The organism is Arthrobacter sp. EPSL27 (genome assembly GCF_001512305.1).
Taxonomy (GTDB): Bacteria; Actinomycetota; Actinomycetes; order Actinomycetales; family Micrococcaceae; genus Arthrobacter.
Genome location: NZ_LNUT01000005.1, coordinates 396,011 through 417,078 on the forward strand (window position 1 = coordinate 396,011; position 21,068 = coordinate 417,078).

Below are 21,068 nucleotides of genomic sequence, written 5' to 3' on the forward strand. Positions count from 1 at the left end.
CACCTGCGAGAGGTGACCGGCCGCCGTCGTGCGTTCTCAGGACTCCCAGAGGATCTCGTCATCCACGACACCGTCCTCGTCCGCGGAGGCCACCAGGACCTCATCGGTGAAGTGCGACCCGAGGGTGAAGTCCAGGACAAAGTAGCGTTCCGGCTGGCCGGGGTAGATGCCCACGTGCCCCAGCTTCAGCGCCTTGAGGAAGACCGCGTCGGTGAGCTGGCTCTTGTCCTCGACGCCGAAGACCGTCCGGAGGTGCTCGTCCTTGATCGCGTTGCAGTGGAAGTGCCGGTACTCCTGCGGGCTGGTGCCGTCCTGTTCCAGTTCATCAGCGATCATTTCGCGGACCTGGTCCACGAGTTCGGGCAGGAAGCGCAACCGGTAGTCAACCTTGTGCATCGCCGCTTCGTCGAAATGGTCATGCGCATTGACATTGAGGTCAAGTTCCACGATCTGTCCCGCCAGCTCATGCTTGGCGGTGAGGTTGTGGTCCCTGCCGTGGTTGAGCTCGACCTCTCCGAAGTGCTTGCTCGCTACCTTGTTCATATCTTCAACATAGTCCTCAAATCCGGCCCGTTCCAGCCTTCCGGCGGCCTTTGTCTGAGCAGGTCACCACCGGCTTGGCGCCGCGTCGCCGCGATCCGGCACGTCCTTGACGTCCCGGGACGCCAGCGGATCGTGGTCCACCACGTCGTCCACATCGGCGATCAGCACACCGTCCGCTTCGGCGTTCTCCACCTGCAGCGCCCGCTCCGAGGCATGGCGGGGCTTCTGCACGGCGGCCATGACGGTGTCCACGGCGGCGGTGGACGGCTCGGGGCTCGGCATGATCTCCTCCGGCACACCGGCCCCTGCCCGGGCGCCGCGGCGCCGGAGCATCTGCATCCACCGCGGGCTGGTGCCGAAGATGCCCTCGCCGGCGAGTTCCTCCACCTCCAGGCCGTAGAAATCGCCGATGTGGTCGACGAACTGCGCGCGCCGGGCCCGTTCGTAGGCCCTGCGCTCCCTGGTGAAGGCGATCACCGTGGCCCAGCAGATCAGCAGCATGATGACGCTGAACGGCAGGGCAATGATGATCGCCGCGGTCTGCAGGGCCACCAGGCCGCCGGAGATCAGCAGCGCAATGGCCAGCACTGCGGTGATGGCCGTGAAGAAGGTCCGCACCCGCTTTTTGGGGTTCACCTGGCCGCCGGAGGCGATCATCCCCATCACCAGTGCCCCCGAATCCGAGGACGTGATGAAGAAGACGGCGATCAGGATGATCACCCCGACGGTCAGGATCGGAGTGCCGGGAACGTAGGAGAGCATGCTGAACAGTGCGCTGGAGACATTGACGCTGCCGTCGGGTTCCAGGAGGTTGCCGGTTCCGCTGAGCTGTACCGACAGTGCGGTTCCGCCGAGCACACTGAACCAGAGGATGCCGATCAGGGTGGGCACCAGGATGACCCCGGCGACGAACTGCCGGACGGTCCTCCCGCGGGAAATCCGCGCGATGAAGATGCCCACAAACGGCGCCCAGGAGATCCACCACCCCCAGTAGAACGATGTCCAGGAGGCCTGCCAGGCAGCGCCTTCCTCGCCCGTGAAGGCATTGACGTTGAAGGACAGGCTCACGAAGTTCTGGATGTACGCACCCATGGACTGGACAAATTCGCGGAGCAGGAACGTCGACGGCCCGAAGACCAGCAGGTACAGCACCAGCAGCCCCGCGAGCACAAGGTTGATGCTGGAGAGCCACTTCATGCCCTTGGCCACGCCGGAGAGGACTGACAGCAGCACGAAGAGGGAGATCACCAGGATGATGATGATCTCCGAACCCTGGCTGGGCTGGAGCAGGTTAATGCTCTCCAGCCCGGCGCTGATCTGCAGGACGCCCAGGCCCAGCGACGTGGCAACGCCAAACAGGGTGCCCACAAGCGCGACGACGTCGATGACGTTGCCCCACGCACCCTGGACGCGCCTGCCCAGGAGCGGCTCGAGGGCCCAGCGGATGGACACCGGCCGTTTCCGCCGGTGGATGGCGTAGGCGAGGGCCAGCCCGATCACCACGTAAATGGACCACGCATGCACACCCCAGTGCAGGTAAGTCTGGCTCAGCGCCTGCTGGGCGAGCTCCGGCGGGCTCCCCGAGACCCCGGGACGCGGCGTGGCGAAGTGGCTGAGCGGTTCGCCGACGCCGTAGAACACGAGCCCGATGCCCATGCCGGCGGCAAACAGCAGCGCGAACCAGGCCATCAGCGAGAACTCGGGTTCGTCGTCGTCATGGCCCAGCTTGATGTCCCCGAACCGGCTGAACCCGAGGAACAGGCCGAAGGCGACGAAGAAGCTGGTAATCAGGACGTAGTACCAGTTGAAGGAATTAACGATGTTCGCCTGGACGGCGGCAAACATCGCTTCGGCGGTAGCGGGTGCCACGAGGGCAAACGCCGCAAACAGCGCCACCGTGACGGCGGCAGGCCAGAATACCCAGGGTGCAACGATGCGGGTTTTCGACTGTTCGGACATTTTTCAAGGCTACGCTCCGGCCCCGGGCGGCGCAGGGGAATTTTGAGCCCCTGGCCCCTCCCGGACGCCCGGTGCCGGTACATTGGGCGGATGCACACCGTAGCCCCCGCCGTCGCCCGCGCCCGTGAACTCTACAACAGCGGCACCACCCGCCCGCTGGCTTGGCGGCTGGAGCAGCTGCGCAGCCTGCGCCGTATGCTGGCCGAGCGCCGCACGGAGTTTGCCGAGGCGCTGGAAAGCGACCTGGGCAAGCACGCCACCGAGTCCCTGCTGACGGAAATCGGCTTTGTCACCGCCGAAGCCGCGCACCTGGAGAAGAACCTTGAGGGGTGGCTGCGGCCGCGCCCGGTCCCCGTGCCGCTGGCGGTCCAGCCGGCCAAGGCATGGACCGAGCTGACCCCGCTTGGGGTGGTGCTGGTGATCGGCCCGTGGAACTACCCCCTGCAGCTGCTCCTTGCCCCGCTTGCCGGCGCCCTCGCCGCCGGCAACACCGCGGTGCTCAAACCCAGCGAACACGCACCCGCCACCTCCGCCGCACTGGCCCGCTGGATTCCGGAGTACCTCGGCGGCGCGGCCGAGGTGGTCCAGGGCGGCATCCCGGAAACCACGGCCCTGCTGGAGCAGCAGTTCGACCACATCTTCTTCACCGGGGGCGAGGCCGCCGCCAAGGTGGTGCTGCGCGCCGCCGCGGAGCACCTCACCCCGGTCACCCTGGAACTCGGCGGCAAGTCCCCGGCCTACGTGGACTCCACCACGGACCTGGCCCGGGCCGCCAAGCGGCTCGCGTGGGGCCGGTTCATGAACGCCGGGCAGACGTGCGTGGCGCCGGACTACATCCTGGCCACCGAGGACGTGCTGGTGCCGCTGGAACGCGAACTGGTCAAGGCGATCGGCGAGCTCTTCGGGGCGGACTCCGCCCGCAGCGGCTCCTACGGCCGGATCGTCGACGACCGGCACTTCGCCCGGATCGCGGCGCTCGCCGACGGCAGCACCGTAGTCCACGGCGGCGGCCGCGACGCCGCCAGCCGCCACTTCGCCCCCACCCTGCTCCGTCCCGCCCCCGGGGACGCGGTGATGGGGGAGGAGATCTTCGGCCCGCTGCTTCCGCTGGTCCCGGTGGCCGGCCGCGACGAGGCCATCCAGATGATCAACGACGGCGCCAAGCCGCTGGCGCTGTACGTGTTCAGCAACGACGCCGGCACCCGGAAGGCGTTCGCCGAGGAAACCTCCTCGGGCGCGCTGTGCTTCGATGTCCCGGCGGCGCACCTGATGGTCCCGGGGCTGCCTTTCGGCGGGGTCGGCGGCAGCGGGATGGGCGCCTACCACGGGGAACACTCGCTGCGGACGTTCTCACATGAGCGGTCCACGCTGGCCAAGCCGACGCGGCCGGACACCCTGGAGCTGATCTACCCGCCGTACAGCCCGGCCAAACACCGGATAGCCACGGTGCTCTCCGGGATGGGGACCGGGCTGCGGGCGCGGCTCGGAAACGTATTCCGGCGCCGCTGATTCCGCGCTGAGCCGGGCGCAGTCCAGAGCCGGCAGTCCCGTGCCGGCTCAGCCCTTGCGGGGGACCACCGGCTTCAGGGTCGAGGAGTTGAACGTGTCGGCCAGGAGTTCAACGAACAGCTGCACCTGCGCGGTCTGCTTCTCGTTGATGAGCAGGGCGAAGACGTTGCGGGCCAGCCGGATCTCGGGCACGTCCAGCACCACCACGCCGGCCGGGCGGTGCAGCAGCGCCAGTTCGGGCACCAGGGCTGCGCCCAGCCCGGCCGCGGCCATCTCGAGGCTGGCATGGAAGTCATCGCTGTACGCCACCACCCGCGGGTGCAGGTTGCAGCTGGCGAAGAGCCGCTCGATCACGGTCGCGTCCGACGTGCCGGGGTGGTGCACAATCCACGGCATGTCGGAGAGATGGTCCGCCGCCACCTTGGAGTCCGTGCCGATGCCCCAGGCCGCGGGCAGCACTACCCGGAAGTCGTCGTCGCCGATCCATTGCCGGTTTACGGTGTGCGGCCACGCGAGCCCGGACTGCCCCACCTGGTACACCAGTGCGACGTCGAGCTCGCCGCCGGTGCGCAGGCCCTGGATGGTCTGGGCGGGTTCCGCCACGGACACCCGCAGGTCGATGCCGAGCTTCTTCCAGGCCGGGTTTTCCAACAGGCGTGGCAGCACATACGTGGCCAGGCTGGGGAAGATGCCCAGCCGCAGCTCCTGCCGGGCCGGATCCCCGGTGCGTGAGGCCGCGGCCATCAGCGCCTCGATGTCCGTAAGGACCTTGGCCGCGTGCCGGGTCATCACCAGGGCGGCGTCGGTGGGGTGGATGCTGCGGGCGGAGCGCTGGAAGAGCTCGACGCCGGTGTCGCGTTCCAGCGCGGACATCTGCTGGGAGACCGCCGACGCCGTGTAGCCGAGCCGGGCAGCGGCCGCCGCGAAGGATCCCAGCCGGGTCACTTCGACAAGGGTCCGCAGGTGGACGGGATTGATCACAGCGCTGCCCTTCACAGGTTCCGGTGAGGCGGGACCGAAATCCCGCTTCATTCTGGCACATTGGTGGGAAACGAAATGTTGGAAAGTCGCACTCATCCGCCGGTACCGCGGCGACGAATTGCCCATAAGACGATTCATCAGGACGATCCAGGCGAAGCCAACAGGAGCAGATCAGTGTCAGATGCAGCAGGGATCCCCCAGGGCCGACGGGTAGCCGTGGTTGGCAGCGGAGTAGCGGGGCTCACCGCCGCGTATGTCCTGAACCAGGAAGACCGCGTGACCCTCTTCGAGGCCGATGCACGCCTGGGCGGCCACGCCCACACCCACGACGTGCCGCAGGACGGCGGCCCGGCGCTGCAGATCGACACCGGCTTCATCGTGCACAACGAGCGGACCTACCCCACCCTGCTGCGGCTCTTCGCCGAGCTGGGCATCGAGACGCAGGACTCGGAAATGAGCATGTCCGTCCGCTGCGACGGCTGCGGCCTGGAATACGCCGGCGCCCGGGCGAAGGGCCGGGGCATCTTCCCGCGGCCGTCCACCCTGCTGCGCGGGCGCTACCTGCTGATGCTGCTCGAGGTGACACGCTTCTACCGCCGGGCCCGTGCCCTGCTCGCCGAGGCAGTACCGGCTTCGACGGATAACAACGGAACGGGTAACGGCCAGCACGAGCTGACCCTGGGGGAGTTCCTGGCCCGGGAGAAATTCAGCAGCTACTTCATCTCGCACTTCATGACCCCGGTGGTCAGTGCCGTGTGGTCCTGCGACCCCTCCACCGCGCTGGCCTACCCGGCACGCTACCTCTTCACCTTCCTGGGCCACCACGGCCTGCTCGGCGTCACGGGCTCGCCGCAATGGCGCACCGTCACCGGCGGCTCGCGCACCTACGTGGACAAGCTGGCCGCCACCCTGGCGGACATCCGCCTCTCCAGCCCGGTCACCGGGGTGCGCCGCCACGAGCACGGGGTGGATCTGACCTACCGCACCGGCAACGGGACGGACGCCGTCGAGACCTTCGACGCCGTCGTGATCGCCACCCACCCGGCCCAGGCGCTGGGCATGCTCACCGATGCCTCGCCCGCCGAACGGGGCGCGCTCGTCGGCATGCCGTACTCGGTCAACCACACCGTCTTCCACCGCGACAGCGCCGTGCTGCCGTCCTCCGACAACGCCAAGGCGTCCTGGAACTACCGGCTGCCGTCCTGCGACGCCCGGCCGGACAAGGTCCTGGTCAGCTACGACATGACGCGCCTGCAGCGCCTGGCCCCCACGGACCTGGGCCGCTACATCGTCAGCCTGGGCGAATCCGAGCTGATTGCGGACGGCACGGTGCTCGAGCGCATGGTCTACGAGCACCCGCAGTACACCCCCGATTCCTTGCAGGCCCAGCAGCGGATCCTGGCCCTCGGGGACAGCCGGCTGGCCTTCGCCGGCGCCTACCACGGCTGGGGTTTCCACGAGGACGGCGCCCTCTCCGGCGTGAAGGCCGCGGAGCGGCTGGGCCGGACGTGGAACGACGGCGGCGTCGCCGTCAACACCGTGTCCCTGGACCCGGACCTGCACACTGTCCCCGCGGAGGCATCATGAGCACTGCCGCCATTTACCGCACCTCCATCGCGCATGTGCGGCGCACCCCGCTGAAGAATGCGTTCACCTACCGGAGCTACAGCTGGTATGTCGACGTCGACCGGCTCCCCGCACTGCCCGGCCTGCTCCGCCCGCTGGCCGGGTTCCGCGCCGCCGACCACCTGGGGGACCCGCACGGAACCCTGCGCGGCAACGTCGAAAGGTTCCTCGCAACGCGGGGGATCACGCTCGACGGCGGCCGGATCACCATGCTGGCCAGCGCCCGCGTCTTCGGGCACGTGTTCAACCCCATCAGCCTCTTCTGGTGCCACACCGCCGCCGGGGAGCTGCGCTGCGTCCTCGCCGAGGTCCACAACACCTACGGCGAACGGCACTGCTACGTCCTCGAGACGGACGGCTCCGGCCGGGCCACCGTGCCCAAGGAGTTCTACGTCTCGCCCTTCAACGACGTCGACGGCCGGTACCGGATGAAGCTCCCGGAACCCGGCGAACGCCTGTCGGTCTCGATCGTCCTGGAGCGCGAGGGGCAGCAGCCGTTCGTCGCCACCATGGACGGGGACCGCCGCCCGGCCACCGTGCCGAACATCCTTGCCGCGGCGTTCGCGGTCCCGCTGGCACCCCTGCGCGTCACCGCGCAGATCCGCTGGCAGGGAATTAAGCTGTGGGCACGCCGGCTGCCCATCATCAAAAGACCCCACCACCCTTCACAGGAGGCAGTTCAGTGACAATGACCGAAGCAACCGGATCCGCCGCAGGGCGGGGCCACGAGGCCACCTCGGCTGCGCGGCCCGGCACTGTCCCCGCGGGTGCCGCAGTTCCCGCAGGCACTGTTCCCGGCAACCCAGTTCCCCCAAGCGCAGTTCCCTACACCGTTCCCCAGGCCCCTGCCGCCGTCGACGCCGCCATCTGGCCCAGCATTGCGACGGTCCCGTCCGGCCTCAAGGCCAAGGTCGCCGGCCGGGCAGCGGACGCCATCTTCAAGGCCGCCGTGCGCCGGCTGCCCCTCGAGGTCCGGTACCCGGACGGGTCCGTCCTGGGCCGGGCACCCGAGCCCGGGGTCACCTACCCCGTCATGACCATGAACCGGCCCGAGGCGTTCGCCGCCCGGCTCGGCGACGGCGGGCTGATCGGCCTGGGGGAGTCCTTTATGGCCGGGGACTGGGACGCGGATGACCTGACCGCCGTCATGGAGGTCTTCGCCGCCCGGGTGGGGACCCTGGTGCCCGAACCGCTGCAGAAGCTGCGCGCCCTCTACCTCCCGCGCCAGCCGCGCAGGGAGCGCAACACGGAGCAGAACACCCGCTCCAACATCTCCCGCCACTACGATCTCTCGAACGAGCTCTTCGCCACGTTCCTGGATTCGACCATGACCTATTCCAGCGCCCTGTTCCCGGAATCGGGCCAGGCGCTGCAGGGCGTCGCCTGGGACGGCCTCGCCGCCGCGCAGCAGGCCAAGATCGACCGCCTCCTCGACAAGGCCGGCGTCAAGGAAGGCACCCGGGTGCTGGAAATCGGCACCGGCTGGGGCGAGCTCGCACTCCGGGCCGCCGCCCGCGGCGCCACCGTCTACTCCGTCACGCTCTCCAGCGAGCAGCAGGAGCTGGCCCGCAAACGCGTGGCCGACGCAGGCTACACGGACGCCGTCACGATCGAGCTCAAGGACTACCGTGCGGTGGAAGGCGAGTACGACGCCGTCGTCTCCGTGGAGATGATCGAGGCCGTGGGCTTCGAATACTGGGCCACGTACTTCCAGACGATCGAACGGGTCCTGGCGCCCGGCGGCAAGGTGGCCATCCAGGCCATCACCATCGCCCATGACCGGCTGATGGCCACCCGCACCAGCTACACGTGGGTGCACAAGTACATCTTCCCGGGCGGCGTGATCCCCTCGGTGCGCGCCATCGAGGACATCACCGCCAAGCAGACCGGACTGCGGGTCCGTGAACGCCTCGCCATGGGCGAGCACTACGCCCAGACGCTGCGGCTCTGGGAGGAACGCTTTATGGACCGCGCCGACGAGGTCAACGCGCTGGGCTTCGACGCGATCTTCCAGCGGATGTGGCTGTTCTACCTCTGCTACTCCCGCGCAGGCTTCGAGACCGGCTACCTCGACGTGCAGCAGATCGTGCTGGACCATGCCTCCGTGAAGGGCGCCGCAGCGAAGGGGGCAGCCGCATGACGGCACCGCTCGCGTCAACCATCGAGCAGGTCCTGCGGCCCGTCGTCGGCGGTGACCTTCCGGTCCGGCTGGTGGTGTGGGACGGCAGCGAGGCAGGGCCCGCCGGCGCCCCGGTGGTCCGGCTGAACTCCCCGGACGCCATCCGGCGCCTGCTGTGGGCACCGGGCGAACTGGGCGCCGCCCAGGCCTACGTCACCGGGGAACTCGACGTCGACGGCGACCTCAACTCGGCGCTGGAACACCTGTGGAAGGTGGTGCGGGACCGCGGCCTCACCGGCATCCGGCCCACCCCGGCCGTGCTGGCGGGCGTTGCCCGGATTGCCCGCGACGCCGGCGCCCTCGGTGCCCCGGCCCAGCCCCCGGCCACCCAGGCCCGGGTCCGGGGACGGCTGCACAGCCTGATCCGCGACCGCGCCGCGATCAGCCACCACTACGACCTCAGCAACGATTTCTACGCCCTGATCCTGGACCCGCAGATGGCCTACTCCAGCGGATACTGGACGGATTCGTCCGAGAGCCATGGGCTGGAGGACGCGCAGCGGGACAAGCTCGATTTGGTGTGCCGCAAGATCGGCCTCCGGCCCGGAATGCGCCTGCTGGACATCGGCTGCGGGTGGGGATCGCTCAGCCTGCACGCCGCGCAGCATTACGGCGCCGAGGTGGTGGGTGTCACCCTGTCCCGGGAACAGAAGGCGTTCATCGACGCCCGGATCCGGGAACGCGGGCTTGAGGACCGGGTGGAGATCCGGATCCAGGACTACCGGGAAATCCCGGACGGGCCGTTTGACGCCGTCGCCTCGCTGGAGATGGGCGAGCACGTCGGCCAGCGGAACTACCCGGTCTACGCGGCCGCGCTGTTCAACAACGTGGTGCCCGGCGGCCGGGTGCTGGTCCAGCAGATGTCCCGCCGCGGCAAGCACCCCGGCGGCGGCGCGTTCATCGAGTCCTTCATCGCCCCGGACATGCACATGCGCCCGGTGGGGGAGACGCTCGGCTTCCTGGAGGCCGCGGGCCTGGAGGTCGAGGGTGTGCAGGGGATGCGGCGGGACTACGTCCGCACCCTGGAAGCCTGGTACGCGCGGTTCGAAGAGAACCACGATGCCGCCGTCGCCATGATGGGCGAGGAAGTGGCCCGGGTGTGGCGGCTCTACCTGGTGGGCGCGCTGCGCAGCTTCGCCGAGCGCCGGATGGGCGTGGAGCAGATCCTGTGCAGCAGGCCGGAGGCCGGCCTCTAGCCCGGACGCTGTCAGACGCATCACGCTGCCAAAAGGCGGGCACCCCCGGGTGCCCGCCTTTTGCGTGTTTCCGGCCACTACATCCAGTGCTTAATGGCACGCCGGAGGGGTGCGGACCCTATGCGCGACACGCCGTCTCCGGCGCGACACGCAGGGGCATTAATTGTGCAAAGGTACTCCACAGCCTGTGGATTTCGTCCGCCGGAATGGCGGATTCTCGGACATTTTGAGGCACCCCGCCTGTGGACTGGGGGTGCATTAAATGACATACTTGTAATACATCATCTTGGGGTCCGCACCGGACTCTTGCACTACATGTAGTATCGACATACAGTTCCAGACGAAGAGTTCCGAAGCGCAGCAGAGGCTCAGCTCACCCGGCGCAGCTCATCGCAGGAAACACCACGCAGTGGTTTTCACACAGCAGAATTCACGCAGTACCAAAGACTTCAACAAAAGGGGACAGGGACCATGACCGTTACGGTTTACACGAAGCCGGCCTGTGTTCAGTGCAACGCGACCTACCGCGCGCTGGACAAGAAGGGCATCACCTACCAGAGCGTCGACATCTCGCAGGACGCGGATGCCCTCGAGCGCCTGAAGGCCCTGGGCTACATGCAGGCCCCGGTGGTCGTTACGGACCAGGACCACTGGTCCGGTTTCCGCCCCGACAAGATCGAAGAGCTGGCGCAGGCGTCCGCCGTCGCCGTCGCCTGAACCGCTTCGACAGAACATTCATCGATGAGGTGACCCCCATGGCACTGGCAACCGCCGGCATCACGCCGGCAACAGGGACCCGGACCACCGGCAGCCACCTCATCTACTTCTCGTCCACCTCCGAGAACACGGCACGCTTCGTCCGGAAGCTGGGCCTCGACGCCGCCCGGATCCCCCTCCACGCGAGGGAACCGGCGCTCGTGGCAACGGAGCCGTTCGTGCTGGTGCTTCCCACGTACGGCGGCACCGGGGGAGAAGGATCTGTACCAAAGCAGGTCATCCGGTTCTTGAACGATCCGGGCAACCGGAAGCTGATCCGCGGAGTGATCGGCGCTGGAAACACCAACTTCGGGGACAACTACTGCATGGCCGGCGACATCATCGCCGCGAAGTGCAAGGTCCCGCACCTCTATCGCTTCGAACTCATGGGGACGCCGGAAGACGTCAACCGCGTACAACAAGGATTGGAAGAGTTTTGGACACGACTGTCGCAGACAAAGCAGTAACGGAAGGCGCAGCCTTGCACACCGGCCCGGACGCCGCCGTCGAACTTAAGACGAAGCCCGAGATGCCGGCTGCCTACAAGGGCCTGGGCTACCACGAGCTCAATGCCATGCTGAACCTCTACGGCCCGAACGGCGAGATCCAGTTCGAAGCCGACCGCGAGGCCGCCCACCAGTACTTCCTGCAGCACGTGAACAACAACACCGTGTTCTTCCACGACCTCGAGGAAAAGCTCGACTACCTCGTCAAGAACGAGTACTACGAGCGCGAGACCCTCGACCAGTACACGATGAACTTCATTCGCGAACTGTTCAACCGCGCGTACAAGAAGAAGTTCCGCTTCGAGACCTTCCTGGGCGCGTTCAAGTTCTACACCTCCTACACGCTGAAGACGTTCGATGGAAAGCGCTTCCTGGAGCGATACGAGGACCGCGTCTGCATGGTGGCCCTGCACCTGGCCCGCGGCGACGAGAAGCTCGCCACCCAGATGGTGGACGAGATCATCGAAGGCCGCTTCCAGCCGGCCACCCCGACGTTCCTGAACGCCGGCAAGAAGCAGCGCGGCGAGCTGGTCTCCTGCTTCCTGCTCCGCATCGAAGACAACATGGAATCGATCGGCCGGTCCATCAACTCCGCCCTGCAGCTGTCCAAGCGCGGCGGCGGCGTGGCGTTCGCGCTGACCAACATCCGCGAGGTGGGCGCGCCGATCAAGCAGATCGAGAACCAGTCCTCCGGCGTCATCCCCGTGATGAAGCTCCTCGAGGACAGCTTCTCCTACGCCAACCAGCTCGGTGCCCGCCAGGGTGCGGGAGCGGTGTACCTGCACGCGCACCACCCGGACATCTACCGCTTCCTCGACACCAAGCGCGAGAACGCGGACGAGAAGATCCGCATCAAGACCCTCTCCCTGGGCGTTGTGATTCCGGACATCACCTTCGAGCTGGCCAAGAAGGACGAGGACATGTACCTGTTCTCGCCGTACGACGTCGAAAAGGTCTACGGCATGCCGTTCTCCGACGTCTCGGTCACCGAGAAGTACTACGAGATGGTGGACGATTCCCGGATCAAGAAGACCAAGATCAAGGCCCGCGAGTTCTTCCAGACCCTTGCCGAGATCCAGTTCGAATCCGGCTACCCGTACATCATGTTCGAGGACACCGTGAACCGGGAAAACCCGATCGACGGCAAGATCATCATGTCCAACCTGTGCTCCGAGATCCTCCAGGTCTCACAGCCCACCACGTACCACGATGACCTGTCCTACGATGAGACCGGCAAGGACATCTCCTGCAACCTGGGCTCGCTGAACATCGCCAAGACCATGGATTCGCCGGACTTCGGCCTGACCATCGAGACGGCCATCCGGTCCCTCTCGGCCGTCTCGGACATGTCCAACATCACCTCGGTGCCCTCGATCGCCCGCGGCAACGACCAGAGCCACGCGATCGGCCTTGGCCAGATGAACCTGCACGGCTACCTGGCCCGCGAGCGGGTCCACTACGGCTCCGAAGAGGGCCTGGACTTCACGAACATCTACTTCTACTCGGTGGTGTTCCACGCGGTCCGTGCCTCCAACCTGCTGGCCATCCAGACCGGCCAGACGTTCGGCGGCTTCGAGAAGTCCAAGTACGCCTCCGGCGAGTTTTTCGACAAGTACACCGAGCGGGAATGGGTCCCGCAGACCGCGAAGGTTGCGGAGCTGTTCAAGAACATCCACATCCCCACCCAGGATGACTGGCGCGAGCTGAAGGCTTCCGTCATGGAGCACGGCATCTACAACCAGAACCTGCAGGCCGTCCCGCCCACGGGCTCGATCTCCTACATCAACAACTCCACCTCCTCGATCCACCCGGTGGCGTCCAAGATTGAGATCCGCAAGGAAGGCAAGCTGGGCCGCGTGTACTACCCGGCGCCGTACCTGACGAACGACAACCTGGAGTACTACCAGGACGCGTACGAGATCGGCTACGAGAAGGTCATCGACACCTACGCCGCGGCCACCCAGCACGTGGACCAGGGCCTGTCCCTGACGCTGTTCTTCAAGGACACCGCCACCACGCGCGACATCAACAAGGCCCAGATCTACGCCTGGAAGAAGGGCATCAAGACCATCTACTACATCCGTCTCCGCCAGCTCGCGCTGGAAGGGACCGAGGTGGAAAATTGTGTTTCGTGCATGCTGTGATCAACTGGGTTGATTTGCACTAGGGGATGAAATGATGGAAACGACGACGGCGGGCGGCTTGGTTTACGGCATCCGGCTTCGGCGGGAGGTCGAATACCGCTATGTCGGTATCACCACCAAGACGGCCAGTCGTCGTTTCCATCAGCACCTGCGTTTGGCGGCTGAGGGCCGCAAGACGCCGTTCTATGACTGGGTGCGAAAGCACGATCCAGCTGACCTCATCGCGGACGAGTTGGACTGGGTCGAAGGCCTGCCGGAACTCGGGCGGGCCGAGATCGAGTGGATCAGCTACCTGCGGCGTGAGGGAGACCGCCTTCTCAATCTCTCCGCCGGCGGTCTTGGTCCAACGGGAGTTGTGTGGACGGATGAGATGCGGGAAGCCGCAAGTATCCGTGGCACCGGCCGGAAGGGACTTAGCCGGCCAGGTCCTGCAAATCCGTTCTACGGCGGCAAGCACAGTCCCGAACAACGCAGCAAATGGTCGGAGGATCGCAGGGGAACGTACTCCGGTGCGGACAATCCCAACTTCGGTAAATTCGGAGCGGACCACCCCAGCTTCGGGCACACGGTATCGGACGAGACCAGGCAGCTCCTTTCCGAAGCCAAGAAGGGTGCAGGCAACCCGAACTTCGGGAAGAAGGCCAGCGACGAAACCCGTGCGAAAATGTCAGCAGTACGGAAGGGCCGTCCAATGCCTTCCAGCCAGCGAAGCGCCCACACCAGACATCACACGAATAAAGGCATCGAGAAAGCCGACTGCAAATACTGCGTCGAGGACTCGGCCAAACCAAGTCTCTCTTCAGAAAGCGAGTCGGAGTCATGACAGAAAAAGTAAAGCTGCTTAGCCACGTCGAGGCGATCAACTGGAACCGCATCCAGGACGACAAGGACGTGGACGTCTGGAACCGCCTGGTCAACAACTTCTGGCTGCCGGAGAAGGTGCCGCTGTCCAACGACGTGCAGTCGTGGAACACCCTGACGCCGGCCGAGCAGCAGCTCACCATGCGCGTGTTCACCGGCCTGACCCTGCTGGACACCATCCAGGGCACCGTGGGCGCCGTCTCGCTGATCCCGGACGCGCTCACCCCGCATGAAGAGGCTGTCTACACGAACATCGCGTTCATGGAGTCCGTCCACGCCAAGAGCTACTCGTCCATCTTCTCCACGCTGGCCTCCACGAAGGAGATCGACGAGGCGTTCCGCTGGTCCACCGAGAACGAGAACCTTCAGAAGAAGGCGCAGATCGTCATGGACTACTACCAGGGCGACGACCCCCTGAAGCGGAAGGTGGCCTCGACGCTGCTGGAGAGCTTCCTGTTCTACTCGGGCTTCTACCTGCCGATGTACTGGTCCTCGCGCGCCAAGCTGACGAACACGGCCGACCTGATCCGCCTGATCATCCGCGATGAGGCCGTGCACGGCTACTACATCGGCTACAAGTTCCAGAAGGGCCTGGAGGGCCTGTCCGAGGAGCGCAAGCAGGAAATCAAGGACTACACCTTCGAGCTGCTTTTCGAGCTGTACGAGAACGAGGTCCAGTACACGCACGACCTGTACGACGGCGTCGGCCTGGCCGAGGACGTCAAGAAGTTCCTGCACTACAACGCCAACAAGGCGCTGATGAACCTGGGCTACGAGGCCATGTTCCCGGCCTCCGTCACCGACGTGAACCCGGCGATCCTCTCGGCCCTCTCCCCGAACGCGGACGAGAACCACGACTTCTTCTCGGGGTCCGGTTCGAGCTACGTGATCGGCAAGGCTGTTAATACTGAGGATGAGGACTGGGACTTCTAGGTTCCTCCTGATCCAGCGAAACGACCCCGCACGCGTGGGTTAGAGATTCCGCGCTACTTGAGGTTGTTTCATTCTAGGCGAACCATCGTTTCAAGCTAGTTGAACCTTGCCGGACGAAGGGTCGCGACTGGATTCGCGATGCGGTATCTGGCGGCGGAGAGTGTTACGGATCTTGGTTTTGATCCTGCCGTCAGCCTTACTTGTGGAGATGGGCAAGCGTCGGGCTTAGTCGTGCGATTCCCAACTGAGCCCGACCATCTTCAGAGCTTTCGGCGCCCATTTTCCTCAACGAGTGCTTTCCCGACCGAGAGCGATGACAACATGGCTGGCGTGCTCCATCCAGACTAAAGAGGATCAAATTTTGACCGAGGAACGCAGCACTGAGATCGCTCGTAGCACCATCCCCGTGAATGTGCGTGAGCGTATTTGGGGGCGGGCAGCGGCCCGGTGTGTCCTCTGCTCAGAGTGGTTGATTGATTCGACGCAATTTTGGCATTCAGTCCCCGTAGGCGAAATAGCACACAACGTGGGTGCTACGTCAGGGCCTGACTCACCCAGGGGCGAGTCGACCTTGACGGCTGACGAGCGTGCCCAGGAACCAAACCTGTTCCTCTTGTGCCACTCCTGCCACAAGAAGATCGACTCCAAACAGCACAGAGACAGCTACACGGTTGAGTTTCTGGCGTACAAGAAAAAGGAACACGAGGAGCGGGTACGGCAGGTAACAGACTTTGCGACGCTGAGGCCGGCAACGGTACTTCGGCTCGTTGCGAGCGTGCGGGGGACCTACAGCCCGGTGTCCGGGGCCCAGATTTCGGAGGCGTTGCGCCACGAGGGTCTGACGGGAATGGGGGAAGACACACGGAACGGCTACTTCGAAATTCCTCTGCCTGACCCCGAGAGTGCCGTGTGGTCGTGGGCACGCGCCGAGGAGCTCATAAACAAGACCGTCGCCAGGGTGTTTGAAGCTATTGGAGCAGAGGACACCTCAGTACTGAGTGTGTTTGCGATCGCTCCGGTTCCTGTTCTTATTTATCTGGGCTCTCGCCTGGATGACAAGACCGAGACCGTTCTGCACCGCCGTAGACGCGAAGACGCAGTGGATACGTGGGCTTGGCCACCGGCTGGCGCCATGGCGACACATCCCGCTTTTGTAGTCGAAGAAATGCCCATGCCGGGAGTTGCGTCCGTTGCGGATGCTGTTGAAGGGGTAGTTGTTCTTGTTAGTGTCAGCGCCAGGGTGAACCCTGAACGGATACCGAACGCGCTTGCTGGAATGCCAGTATGGGAGCTTCGCCCCGAAACACCTGCTCCAGGTCCCGACCTTATCGGCAGTCGCGCCGCACTCAGCGCCTTCGCCGAATCGTGGCGTGGGGCACTAAGCCTGCTCGAAGCGACCTATCCCAACGCCTCGAAAGTTCACCTGATTGCCGCAGTGCCAAATACAGCGGCGGTCGCGATGGGACGGCATCATATGCGCGTCGCCCAGCCGGATTTGGTCCTGTACCAGCGAAACAGCGACGGTTCCTACGAACCAGTAATGGAAGTCAGATGACAGCAAGAATCAGGGAGTTTAATTTCTTCCTGCGCGACTACGTAAACCTGGATGCAACCCGCACAAAAACCTTGCATTCGCGCGTCACAGCCGTGAACACCTTCATCGCTGACCATGTAGACATTGGTGGCATCGTCTCGGGGGATGTCATTCCACAAGGCTCATTCGCTCACAAGACGATCATTCGCCCTTTCACAGGTAATGACTTCGATGCGGATGTCCTCGTTCCCATGGTCGAGCAGGAGGGGTGGGAGCCTAAGCAATATACCCAAGCACTGCATAAAGCGCTTGAGTCGTCAGCCCGATACCGTGACAAGGCCGTGGTCGGAAAACGTTGCGTGAAGTTGGACTACGCGGGCGACTTTCACATCGACCTGGTTCCATTTGTGACCAGGGACGACGGAAACACATACATCACTCACCGAACTAGGAACGAGTTTATCCGTCAGGATCCGGTCGCCTACACCGCTTGGTTCGAGGACAACAACCGGACGACGCACGGGCACTTGGTTCGGGTGGTTCGCCTCATGAAGTACCTGCGTGATCGCAGCTCGGTTCAAATACCCTCGGTGGTGCTGTCCGCGTTGCTGGCGGGGCGGGTAAGGTCCTTCGCTGGCGTAAACGATTACGACAACGTCGCAGCGACACTTACGTCCCTTGTCAGAGGTTTGCATGAGTACGTCCAACACACGGCTACGCCTCCCTGGGTGGACGACCGTATCGGACAGAACCTCGCAGACCGACTGACCCAGAGCGGATTTGAAAACCTCAAGAGCCAGCTCAAGACCTGGTCGAAACTCATGACTGAAGCTTTGGAGGCCGACCCTGACGAAAGTGTGGAGAAGTGGCGCAAGCTTTTCGGCGAATCATTCGGCTCATCCGTCCGTAAGGCCAGCGAAGGTGAGGCGCTAACTGCGTCCGCATCACCCCACTACGAAAAGTCTTACGCTCCGGGAGAGGAGGACCTCCAGAAGGATCATGGAATCCGCATCGCCCTGGATCCAACACAAAGAGTTCGGGTCGTAGGTCGAATGTCGCCAAACCGCAAGGGAACCGGTCGCTACCGCCCACTCGCAGGCAGCGGCAATCACGTGCCCCTGAGCCGGTCTCTTAAGTTCAGCATCGAGGGCTGCACGGTTGAGAAACCTTTCGACGTCTTTTGGAAAGTGCGTAACGCCGGCGAGGAGGCTGCTCGCCGCAAGATGTTCCGAGGAGAAATTAGAAACCGCGGCGAGCAGATCACCGAATCGAGCAACTTTCATGGCGAGCACTGGGTGGAAGCCTGGATCGTCAAGGATGGGGTTGCGGTTGCAACAGATACTCAGGACGTGACGATACTTCCGAACTGATCCGGGTGGCCGTGCGTCGGTTCCACGATCGGCACCGGCGCTGACTTTGTCAACCCAGTCCCGCCCTACTTATCGCTCGCACCGTCGGTGTCTGTTACCGTGGGGGACTGTCCCGGTCGACGTCATCTGGTTGTTGTCTTCGCCTTGGTGGCGTAGGTGGCTCCGACAATTTCATACGTGGTCAGCTTGCCCGTGACCTGGACCTTTTTGTCGTTGAACAGGACAAGGTTTTGCCCTCCCGGATGTACGGAACTGGCGTACTTGATCCCCTCGATACCGATGGATTTCACGAATTCACAGATGTACTGGCTCGCGGCGTACTCCACACCATTGTCTGAACGCCTCACCGGCTTTGAGAGTTCGAGGCCGAGCCGCTTGAGCAGCTTGTAGCTGTACAGCTGACTGAACTCATCGTCTTCCAGGCCAAACGGATTCAGCGGCTGGATCGCAGAAAGGTCCAGAAACGTAACTTCGTCAGTGGTTTCGAAAGCGGCCAAGGTGAGTGTGCTGTGCGTGGAAGGGCGGATTTCCGCGATGCAGGTGTCTTCATGAAAGGCCAGGTAGAGGTGCGGGATCCCTGGAGGGTTGGCTCGTCCACCTGTGGCCCAAATTGCCGGAGGCATTCCCATTTTTCCGCGCGGGATGGCGCTTCCATCAGGGCTTATTCGGCCGCGGTAGAACCGTGTCCCGGCGTGGATGCGGCGGAGGCTGCGTCCGATGACGTGTTCCAGAACCAGGGGGTCGATAGCCCCGGAGGGGAAGAACCGATTCCGCTTAACCAAGTCATTGGCGAAGTCGTCCCAGACCCTGGAGTAGTTGTCGACGTTGGTGCCGTTCACAGGCTCGACGGCGACGGCGTCGAGGAGTTGGTGTCCGTCAGGAAAGACAGCTTCCAGGAAGGACCTGTTTTGCTGAGGGGTACGGTGTGACGCAAACAGGCTCCAGTCGTCCTGAATCCTGACATGCAGCGGCGACCCGGATTGATCGGTTGGCCGGTAAAGGTCTGTTACCTGCTGGAACGGGTCGGCCCAGGCGGTCGCCGGCCAGACGTCGTCCGTGCCATTGGCGCAGAGGGTGCAGGCGCCGACCTGGGGTTCCTCGGTTTGATAGCCGATTGGGCTGGCATCGCCGAAACAGGAGGCACAGGTGTTGAAACTAGGCATGCTGCAGCGCCCCAATGGCTACGTGGATGTGATTTTGAATGGAGAGCTTCTTGATCACACCTAGTCCGGGGAAGGATTGCTTTTGCAGATGGGATCGGAACGTGTCTAGTGCTGGATTGGAAAGTTCTGCCGCATCGGCGAAGGCCACCAATTTGGATAAGGCCTCGAGGTATTTGCCTGCGGTATCGGCGGAGGACCCGTTGGGCGTGGAACAGAAATGTCGGATGAATATGGCTTCGTTCCGGGCGTGTTGGTATGTCAAATGGATTGCCACAACGCGAGGAAGGCTACCACCTTCCTTGAAGACCTCCCCAATCGTCTGGTAATCGCCAAATCCCTGGTATCCGTCTTCTGCAAAGAATATGTTGTCTTCCGTGAAGATGGATTCTTCAAGCGGATAGTAATCCTGGTTCCGTTCCTGCTTGGCGAAGTTGTCCCGGAGTATTGCAGTCGTCGGTCGCGGAAAGATCCGGCGATAGCGCCTTACGGAGTTTTTGTCCTCGGCAAGGTGCGTCACGATTTCACACAGATCCGAAAGGCGCTGCATGGTGTTCTCACCGATCACGCCGGTTCCGTATATCAGATCGGCGCGGTAGCGGCGGTCAGCGCCCTCCAGGATCTCCAGCAGTCGTCGCATTTCCTGCTCGTTGGACAGGAGGATGCCTACGCGCATGCTGCTGCTCGCTGCAAATAGGGGCTCCAGTTGCGTCAGGATGTTGACGGTCTTGGAGACCCCCTTCATGTCGCCCACCTGAGGATTAATGATCACCGTGCAGGCTATGCGGTTTTCTACGAGGGCTGCGAGGTTACGAAGCAACGTGGGGCCGGCGTCGATGTCCCGGACGGGCTCAATGATCGGATGTACCGCCCCCGAGGCTCTGATCGCGGGCGCCAGTTCCTTGATGGCGAGCAGTTCGAACTGCTTGCCGCGTAGGTACGGAAAGTACATCGTTGTGGCCCCCCTCATTGAGCCAATCTACGATGTTTTGGTACTGGCTCTGTGTCGGATTCACTCTTAGGAATGAACTGATGATGGGCGCGACTTGCGGGTTCCCGAGCGCGTCCGTTTCACGGGGACGTCGAGCCTTGAGCCGTTGCTCCATGAGCTCAGCGTAATGGGTCGGGGCTATTGTTTCGGCCAGGCTCAAATAGTGTCGGTACCTCAGCGTGTTCGGCTGCTCAGGCTGAGGCCCAAGGGTGCTGTGGACGACGTCCATGTACTCCGCCTGCCGCAGAACGGCCATCATGGTCTCGACGTTTAACCCGGCTGTGTGCACTTGAGGCTCCCTGACGAGGCGGAGTGTTCCTTTCCGTGTGTAGACCATGAGCCCAGCGGGGGAGTCTGCGAGGTGATCGAGATACTGGGAGGCCTTTAATTCGTCACAGACGACGGTGACCCTCGTGAACGCCCGGTAATAGTCGTCGAGCTGTTTGCGGAGTTTGTCGGGGGAGTCGAACTCCGTCTTGATTTCGAAGGCATCACACACGCCGTTGAGCAGGACCATATCCACGATGGAGTTGTTTACCCTCAGCTCCTGCAGGAGGGTGGCAGAGCGGAGACCATGGCGTCCCACCAGAAGTTTGCGCGCGATCGCGTTCTTATACACGGTCTCTACCCGGTAGTTCTTCTGCAAAGTGGCGTGGAGCCTGCTCAGCCCGTCCGCGATCGTCTCATCGGAGCCCATCATGCCTAGGCCTTGCAGTTCCAATGCATCATCCGGACCCAACCGTCGGCCATGCCTTGCCACCTTTCGAAGGTGGGCGCTACCCAGAAACTTCGAGGCTCTCGCTAGGTCACGCGTCGCTAA

General features: G+C 63.9%; 18 protein-coding genes. 12 read left to right on the forward strand and 6 right to left on the reverse strand.

Annotated features, from left to right (window positions below; translation table 11 throughout):
• Nucleotides 1-36: 36 nt before the first annotated feature.
• Together AR539_RS12785 and AR539_RS12790 are read right to left on the reverse strand one after the other, a co-directional pair.
• Nucleotides 37-543, reverse strand: coding sequence for a DUF2004 domain-containing protein (locus AR539_RS12785; RefSeq protein WP_066437465.1), 507 nt, complete (start codon nt 541-543; stop codon nt 37-39).
• 63 nt (nt 544-606) lie between these two features.
• Nucleotides 607-2,502 carry a BCCT family transporter gene (locus AR539_RS12790; protein WP_082699353.1) on the reverse strand — a complete coding sequence of 632 codons (1,896 nt, stop codon included), beginning with the start codon at nt 2,500-2,502 and terminating at the stop codon, nt 607-609.
• A gap of 90 nt (nt 2,503-2,592) precedes the next feature.
• Here AR539_RS12790 and AR539_RS12795 point away from each other — a divergent pair, with 90 nt between their 5' ends.
• The gene (locus AR539_RS12795; RefSeq protein ID WP_066437467.1) at nt 2,593-4,011 is read left to right on the forward strand and encodes an aldehyde dehydrogenase family protein; all 1,419 of its coding nucleotides are present in this window, start codon (nt 2,593-2,595) and stop codon (nt 4,009-4,011) included.
• Nucleotides 4,012-4,059: 48 nt separating this feature from the next.
• On the opposite strand, the gene AR539_RS12800 is transcribed toward AR539_RS12795, so the two are convergent.
• Nucleotides 4,060-4,992 (reverse strand): LysR family transcriptional regulator, encoded by a 933-nt coding sequence (locus AR539_RS12800; protein WP_066439959.1) that lies wholly within the window; start codon nt 4,990-4,992, stop codon nt 4,060-4,062.
• A gap of 174 nt (nt 4,993-5,166) precedes the next feature.
• Here AR539_RS12800 and AR539_RS12805 point away from each other — a divergent pair, with 174 nt between their 5' ends.
• From AR539_RS12805 to AR539_RS12845, 11 genes are all read left to right on the forward strand, one after another.
• Complete coding sequence (locus AR539_RS12805) at nt 5,167-6,579, forward strand: NAD(P)/FAD-dependent oxidoreductase (protein ID WP_066437471.1); 1,413 nt, start codon at nt 5,167-5,169, stop codon at nt 6,577-6,579.
• Nucleotides 6,576-7,304 (forward strand): DUF1365 domain-containing protein, encoded by a 729-nt coding sequence (locus tag AR539_RS12810; RefSeq protein ID WP_066437476.1) that lies wholly within the window; start codon nt 6,576-6,578, stop codon nt 7,302-7,304. Before AR539_RS12805 ends, AR539_RS12810 begins: the two co-directional genes overlap by 4 nt.
• The gene (locus AR539_RS12815; RefSeq protein WP_442854408.1) at nt 7,301-8,758 is read left to right on the forward strand and encodes a class I SAM-dependent methyltransferase; all 1,458 of its coding nucleotides are present in this window, start codon (nt 7,301-7,303) and stop codon (nt 8,756-8,758) included. The genes AR539_RS12810 and AR539_RS12815 overlap by 4 nt, the downstream gene beginning before the upstream one ends.
• A complete protein-coding gene (locus AR539_RS12820; RefSeq protein ID WP_066437479.1) occupies nt 8,755-9,993 on the forward strand; it encodes an SAM-dependent methyltransferase in 1,239 nt (412 codons plus the stop codon). Before AR539_RS12815 ends, AR539_RS12820 begins: the two co-directional genes overlap by 4 nt.
• A gap of 471 nt (nt 9,994-10,464) precedes the next feature.
• A complete protein-coding gene (gene nrdH / locus AR539_RS12825) occupies nt 10,465-10,710 on the forward strand; it encodes a glutaredoxin-like protein NrdH (RefSeq protein WP_056429759.1) in 246 nt (81 codons plus the stop codon).
• 38 nt (nt 10,711-10,748) lie between these two features.
• The gene (gene nrdI, locus AR539_RS12830; protein ID WP_066437484.1) at nt 10,749-11,216 is read left to right on the forward strand and encodes a class Ib ribonucleoside-diphosphate reductase assembly flavoprotein NrdI; all 468 of its coding nucleotides are present in this window, start codon (nt 10,749-10,751) and stop codon (nt 11,214-11,216) included.
• A 62-nt stretch (nt 11,217-11,278) separates the two neighbouring features.
• Complete coding sequence (gene nrdE, locus AR539_RS12835; protein WP_066439962.1) at nt 11,279-13,399, forward strand: class 1b ribonucleoside-diphosphate reductase subunit alpha; 2,121 nt, start codon at nt 11,279-11,281, stop codon at nt 13,397-13,399.
• A 31-nt stretch (nt 13,400-13,430) separates the two neighbouring features.
• Complete coding sequence (locus tag AR539_RS19070; protein ID WP_231728608.1) at nt 13,431-14,222, forward strand: NUMOD3 domain-containing DNA-binding protein; 792 nt, start codon at nt 13,431-13,433, stop codon at nt 14,220-14,222.
• Complete coding sequence (gene nrdF / locus AR539_RS12840; protein WP_066437486.1) at nt 14,219-15,193, forward strand: class 1b ribonucleoside-diphosphate reductase subunit beta; 975 nt, start codon at nt 14,219-14,221, stop codon at nt 15,191-15,193. The genes AR539_RS19070 and nrdF overlap by 4 nt, the downstream gene beginning before the upstream one ends.
• A 571-nt stretch (nt 15,194-15,764) precedes the next feature.
• A complete protein-coding gene (locus AR539_RS19380) occupies nt 15,765-16,748 on the forward strand; it encodes an SAVED domain-containing protein (protein ID WP_197410635.1) in 984 nt (327 codons plus the stop codon).
• Nucleotides 16,745-18,097: an SMODS domain-containing nucleotidyltransferase gene (locus AR539_RS12845; protein ID WP_066437488.1), complete on the forward strand. Its 1,353-nt coding sequence runs from the start codon at nt 16,745-16,747 to the stop codon at nt 18,095-18,097. The genes AR539_RS19380 and AR539_RS12845 overlap by 4 nt, the downstream gene beginning before the upstream one ends.
• Before the next feature lie 122 nt (nt 18,098-18,219).
• Here the strand turns inward: AR539_RS12845 and AR539_RS19075 are convergent, their stop codons facing one another.
• From AR539_RS19075 to AR539_RS12865, 3 genes are read right to left on the reverse strand one after another with little or no spacing between them, the layout of a single operon-like run.
• The gene (locus AR539_RS19075) at nt 18,220-19,260 is read right to left on the reverse strand and encodes an RES family NAD+ phosphorylase (protein WP_157361010.1); all 1,041 of its coding nucleotides are present in this window, start codon (nt 19,258-19,260) and stop codon (nt 18,220-18,222) included.
• Nucleotides 19,253-20,227 (reverse strand): sce7725 family protein, encoded by a 975-nt coding sequence (locus tag AR539_RS12860; protein ID WP_157361011.1) that lies wholly within the window; start codon nt 20,225-20,227, stop codon nt 19,253-19,255. Before AR539_RS12860 ends, AR539_RS19075 begins: the two co-directional genes overlap by 8 nt.
• Nucleotides 20,109-20,948 carry a sce7726 family protein gene (locus AR539_RS12865; protein ID WP_066437501.1) on the reverse strand — a complete coding sequence of 280 codons (840 nt, stop codon included), beginning with the start codon at nt 20,946-20,948 and terminating at the stop codon, nt 20,109-20,111. The genes AR539_RS12860 and AR539_RS12865 overlap by 119 nt, the downstream gene beginning before the upstream one ends.
• Between the last annotated feature and the right edge of the window lie 120 nt (nt 20,949-21,068).

Bases quoted from the DNA above. Each gene is read 5' to 3' on its own strand.
- nrdI (WP_066437484.1), top strand. From the start codon at position 10,749: ATGGCACTGGCAACCGCCGGCATCACGCCGGCAACAGGGACCCGGACC.
- AR539_RS12865 (WP_066437501.1), bottom strand. From the start codon at position 20,948: ATGATGGGCTCCGATGAGACGATCGCGGACGGGCTGAGCAGGCTCCAC.
- AR539_RS19070 (WP_231728608.1), top strand. From the start codon at position 13,431: ATGATGGAAACGACGACGGCGGGCGGCTTGGTTTACGGCATCCGGCTT.
- nrdE (WP_066439962.1), top strand. From the start codon at position 11,279: ATGCCGGCTGCCTACAAGGGCCTGGGCTACCACGAGCTCAATGCCATG.
- AR539_RS12795 (WP_066437467.1), top strand. From the start codon at position 2,593: ATGCACACCGTAGCCCCCGCCGTCGCCCGCGCCCGTGAACTCTACAAC.
- AR539_RS19075 (WP_157361010.1), bottom strand. From the start codon at position 19,260: ATGCCTAGTTTCAACACCTGTGCCTCCTGTTTCGGCGATGCCAGCCCA.
- AR539_RS12785 (WP_066437465.1), bottom strand. From the start codon at position 543: ATGAACAAGGTAGCGAGCAAGCACTTCGGAGAGGTCGAGCTCAACCAC.
- AR539_RS12860 (WP_157361011.1), bottom strand. From the start codon at position 20,227: ATGAGGGGGGCCACAACGATGTACTTTCCGTACCTACGCGGCAAGCAG.
- AR539_RS12810 (WP_066437476.1), top strand. From the start codon at position 6,576: ATGAGCACTGCCGCCATTTACCGCACCTCCATCGCGCATGTGCGGCGC.
- nrdH (WP_056429759.1), top strand. From the start codon at position 10,465: ATGACCGTTACGGTTTACACGAAGCCGGCCTGTGTTCAGTGCAACGCG.
- AR539_RS12820 (WP_066437479.1), top strand. From the start codon at position 8,755: ATGACGGCACCGCTCGCGTCAACCATCGAGCAGGTCCTGCGGCCCGTC.
- AR539_RS12790 (WP_082699353.1), bottom strand. From the start codon at position 2,502: ATGTCCGAACAGTCGAAAACCCGCATCGTTGCACCCTGGGTATTCTGG.
- AR539_RS12845 (WP_066437488.1), top strand. From the start codon at position 16,745: ATGACAGCAAGAATCAGGGAGTTTAATTTCTTCCTGCGCGACTACGTA.
- nrdF (WP_066437486.1), top strand. From the start codon at position 14,219: ATGACAGAAAAAGTAAAGCTGCTTAGCCACGTCGAGGCGATCAACTGG.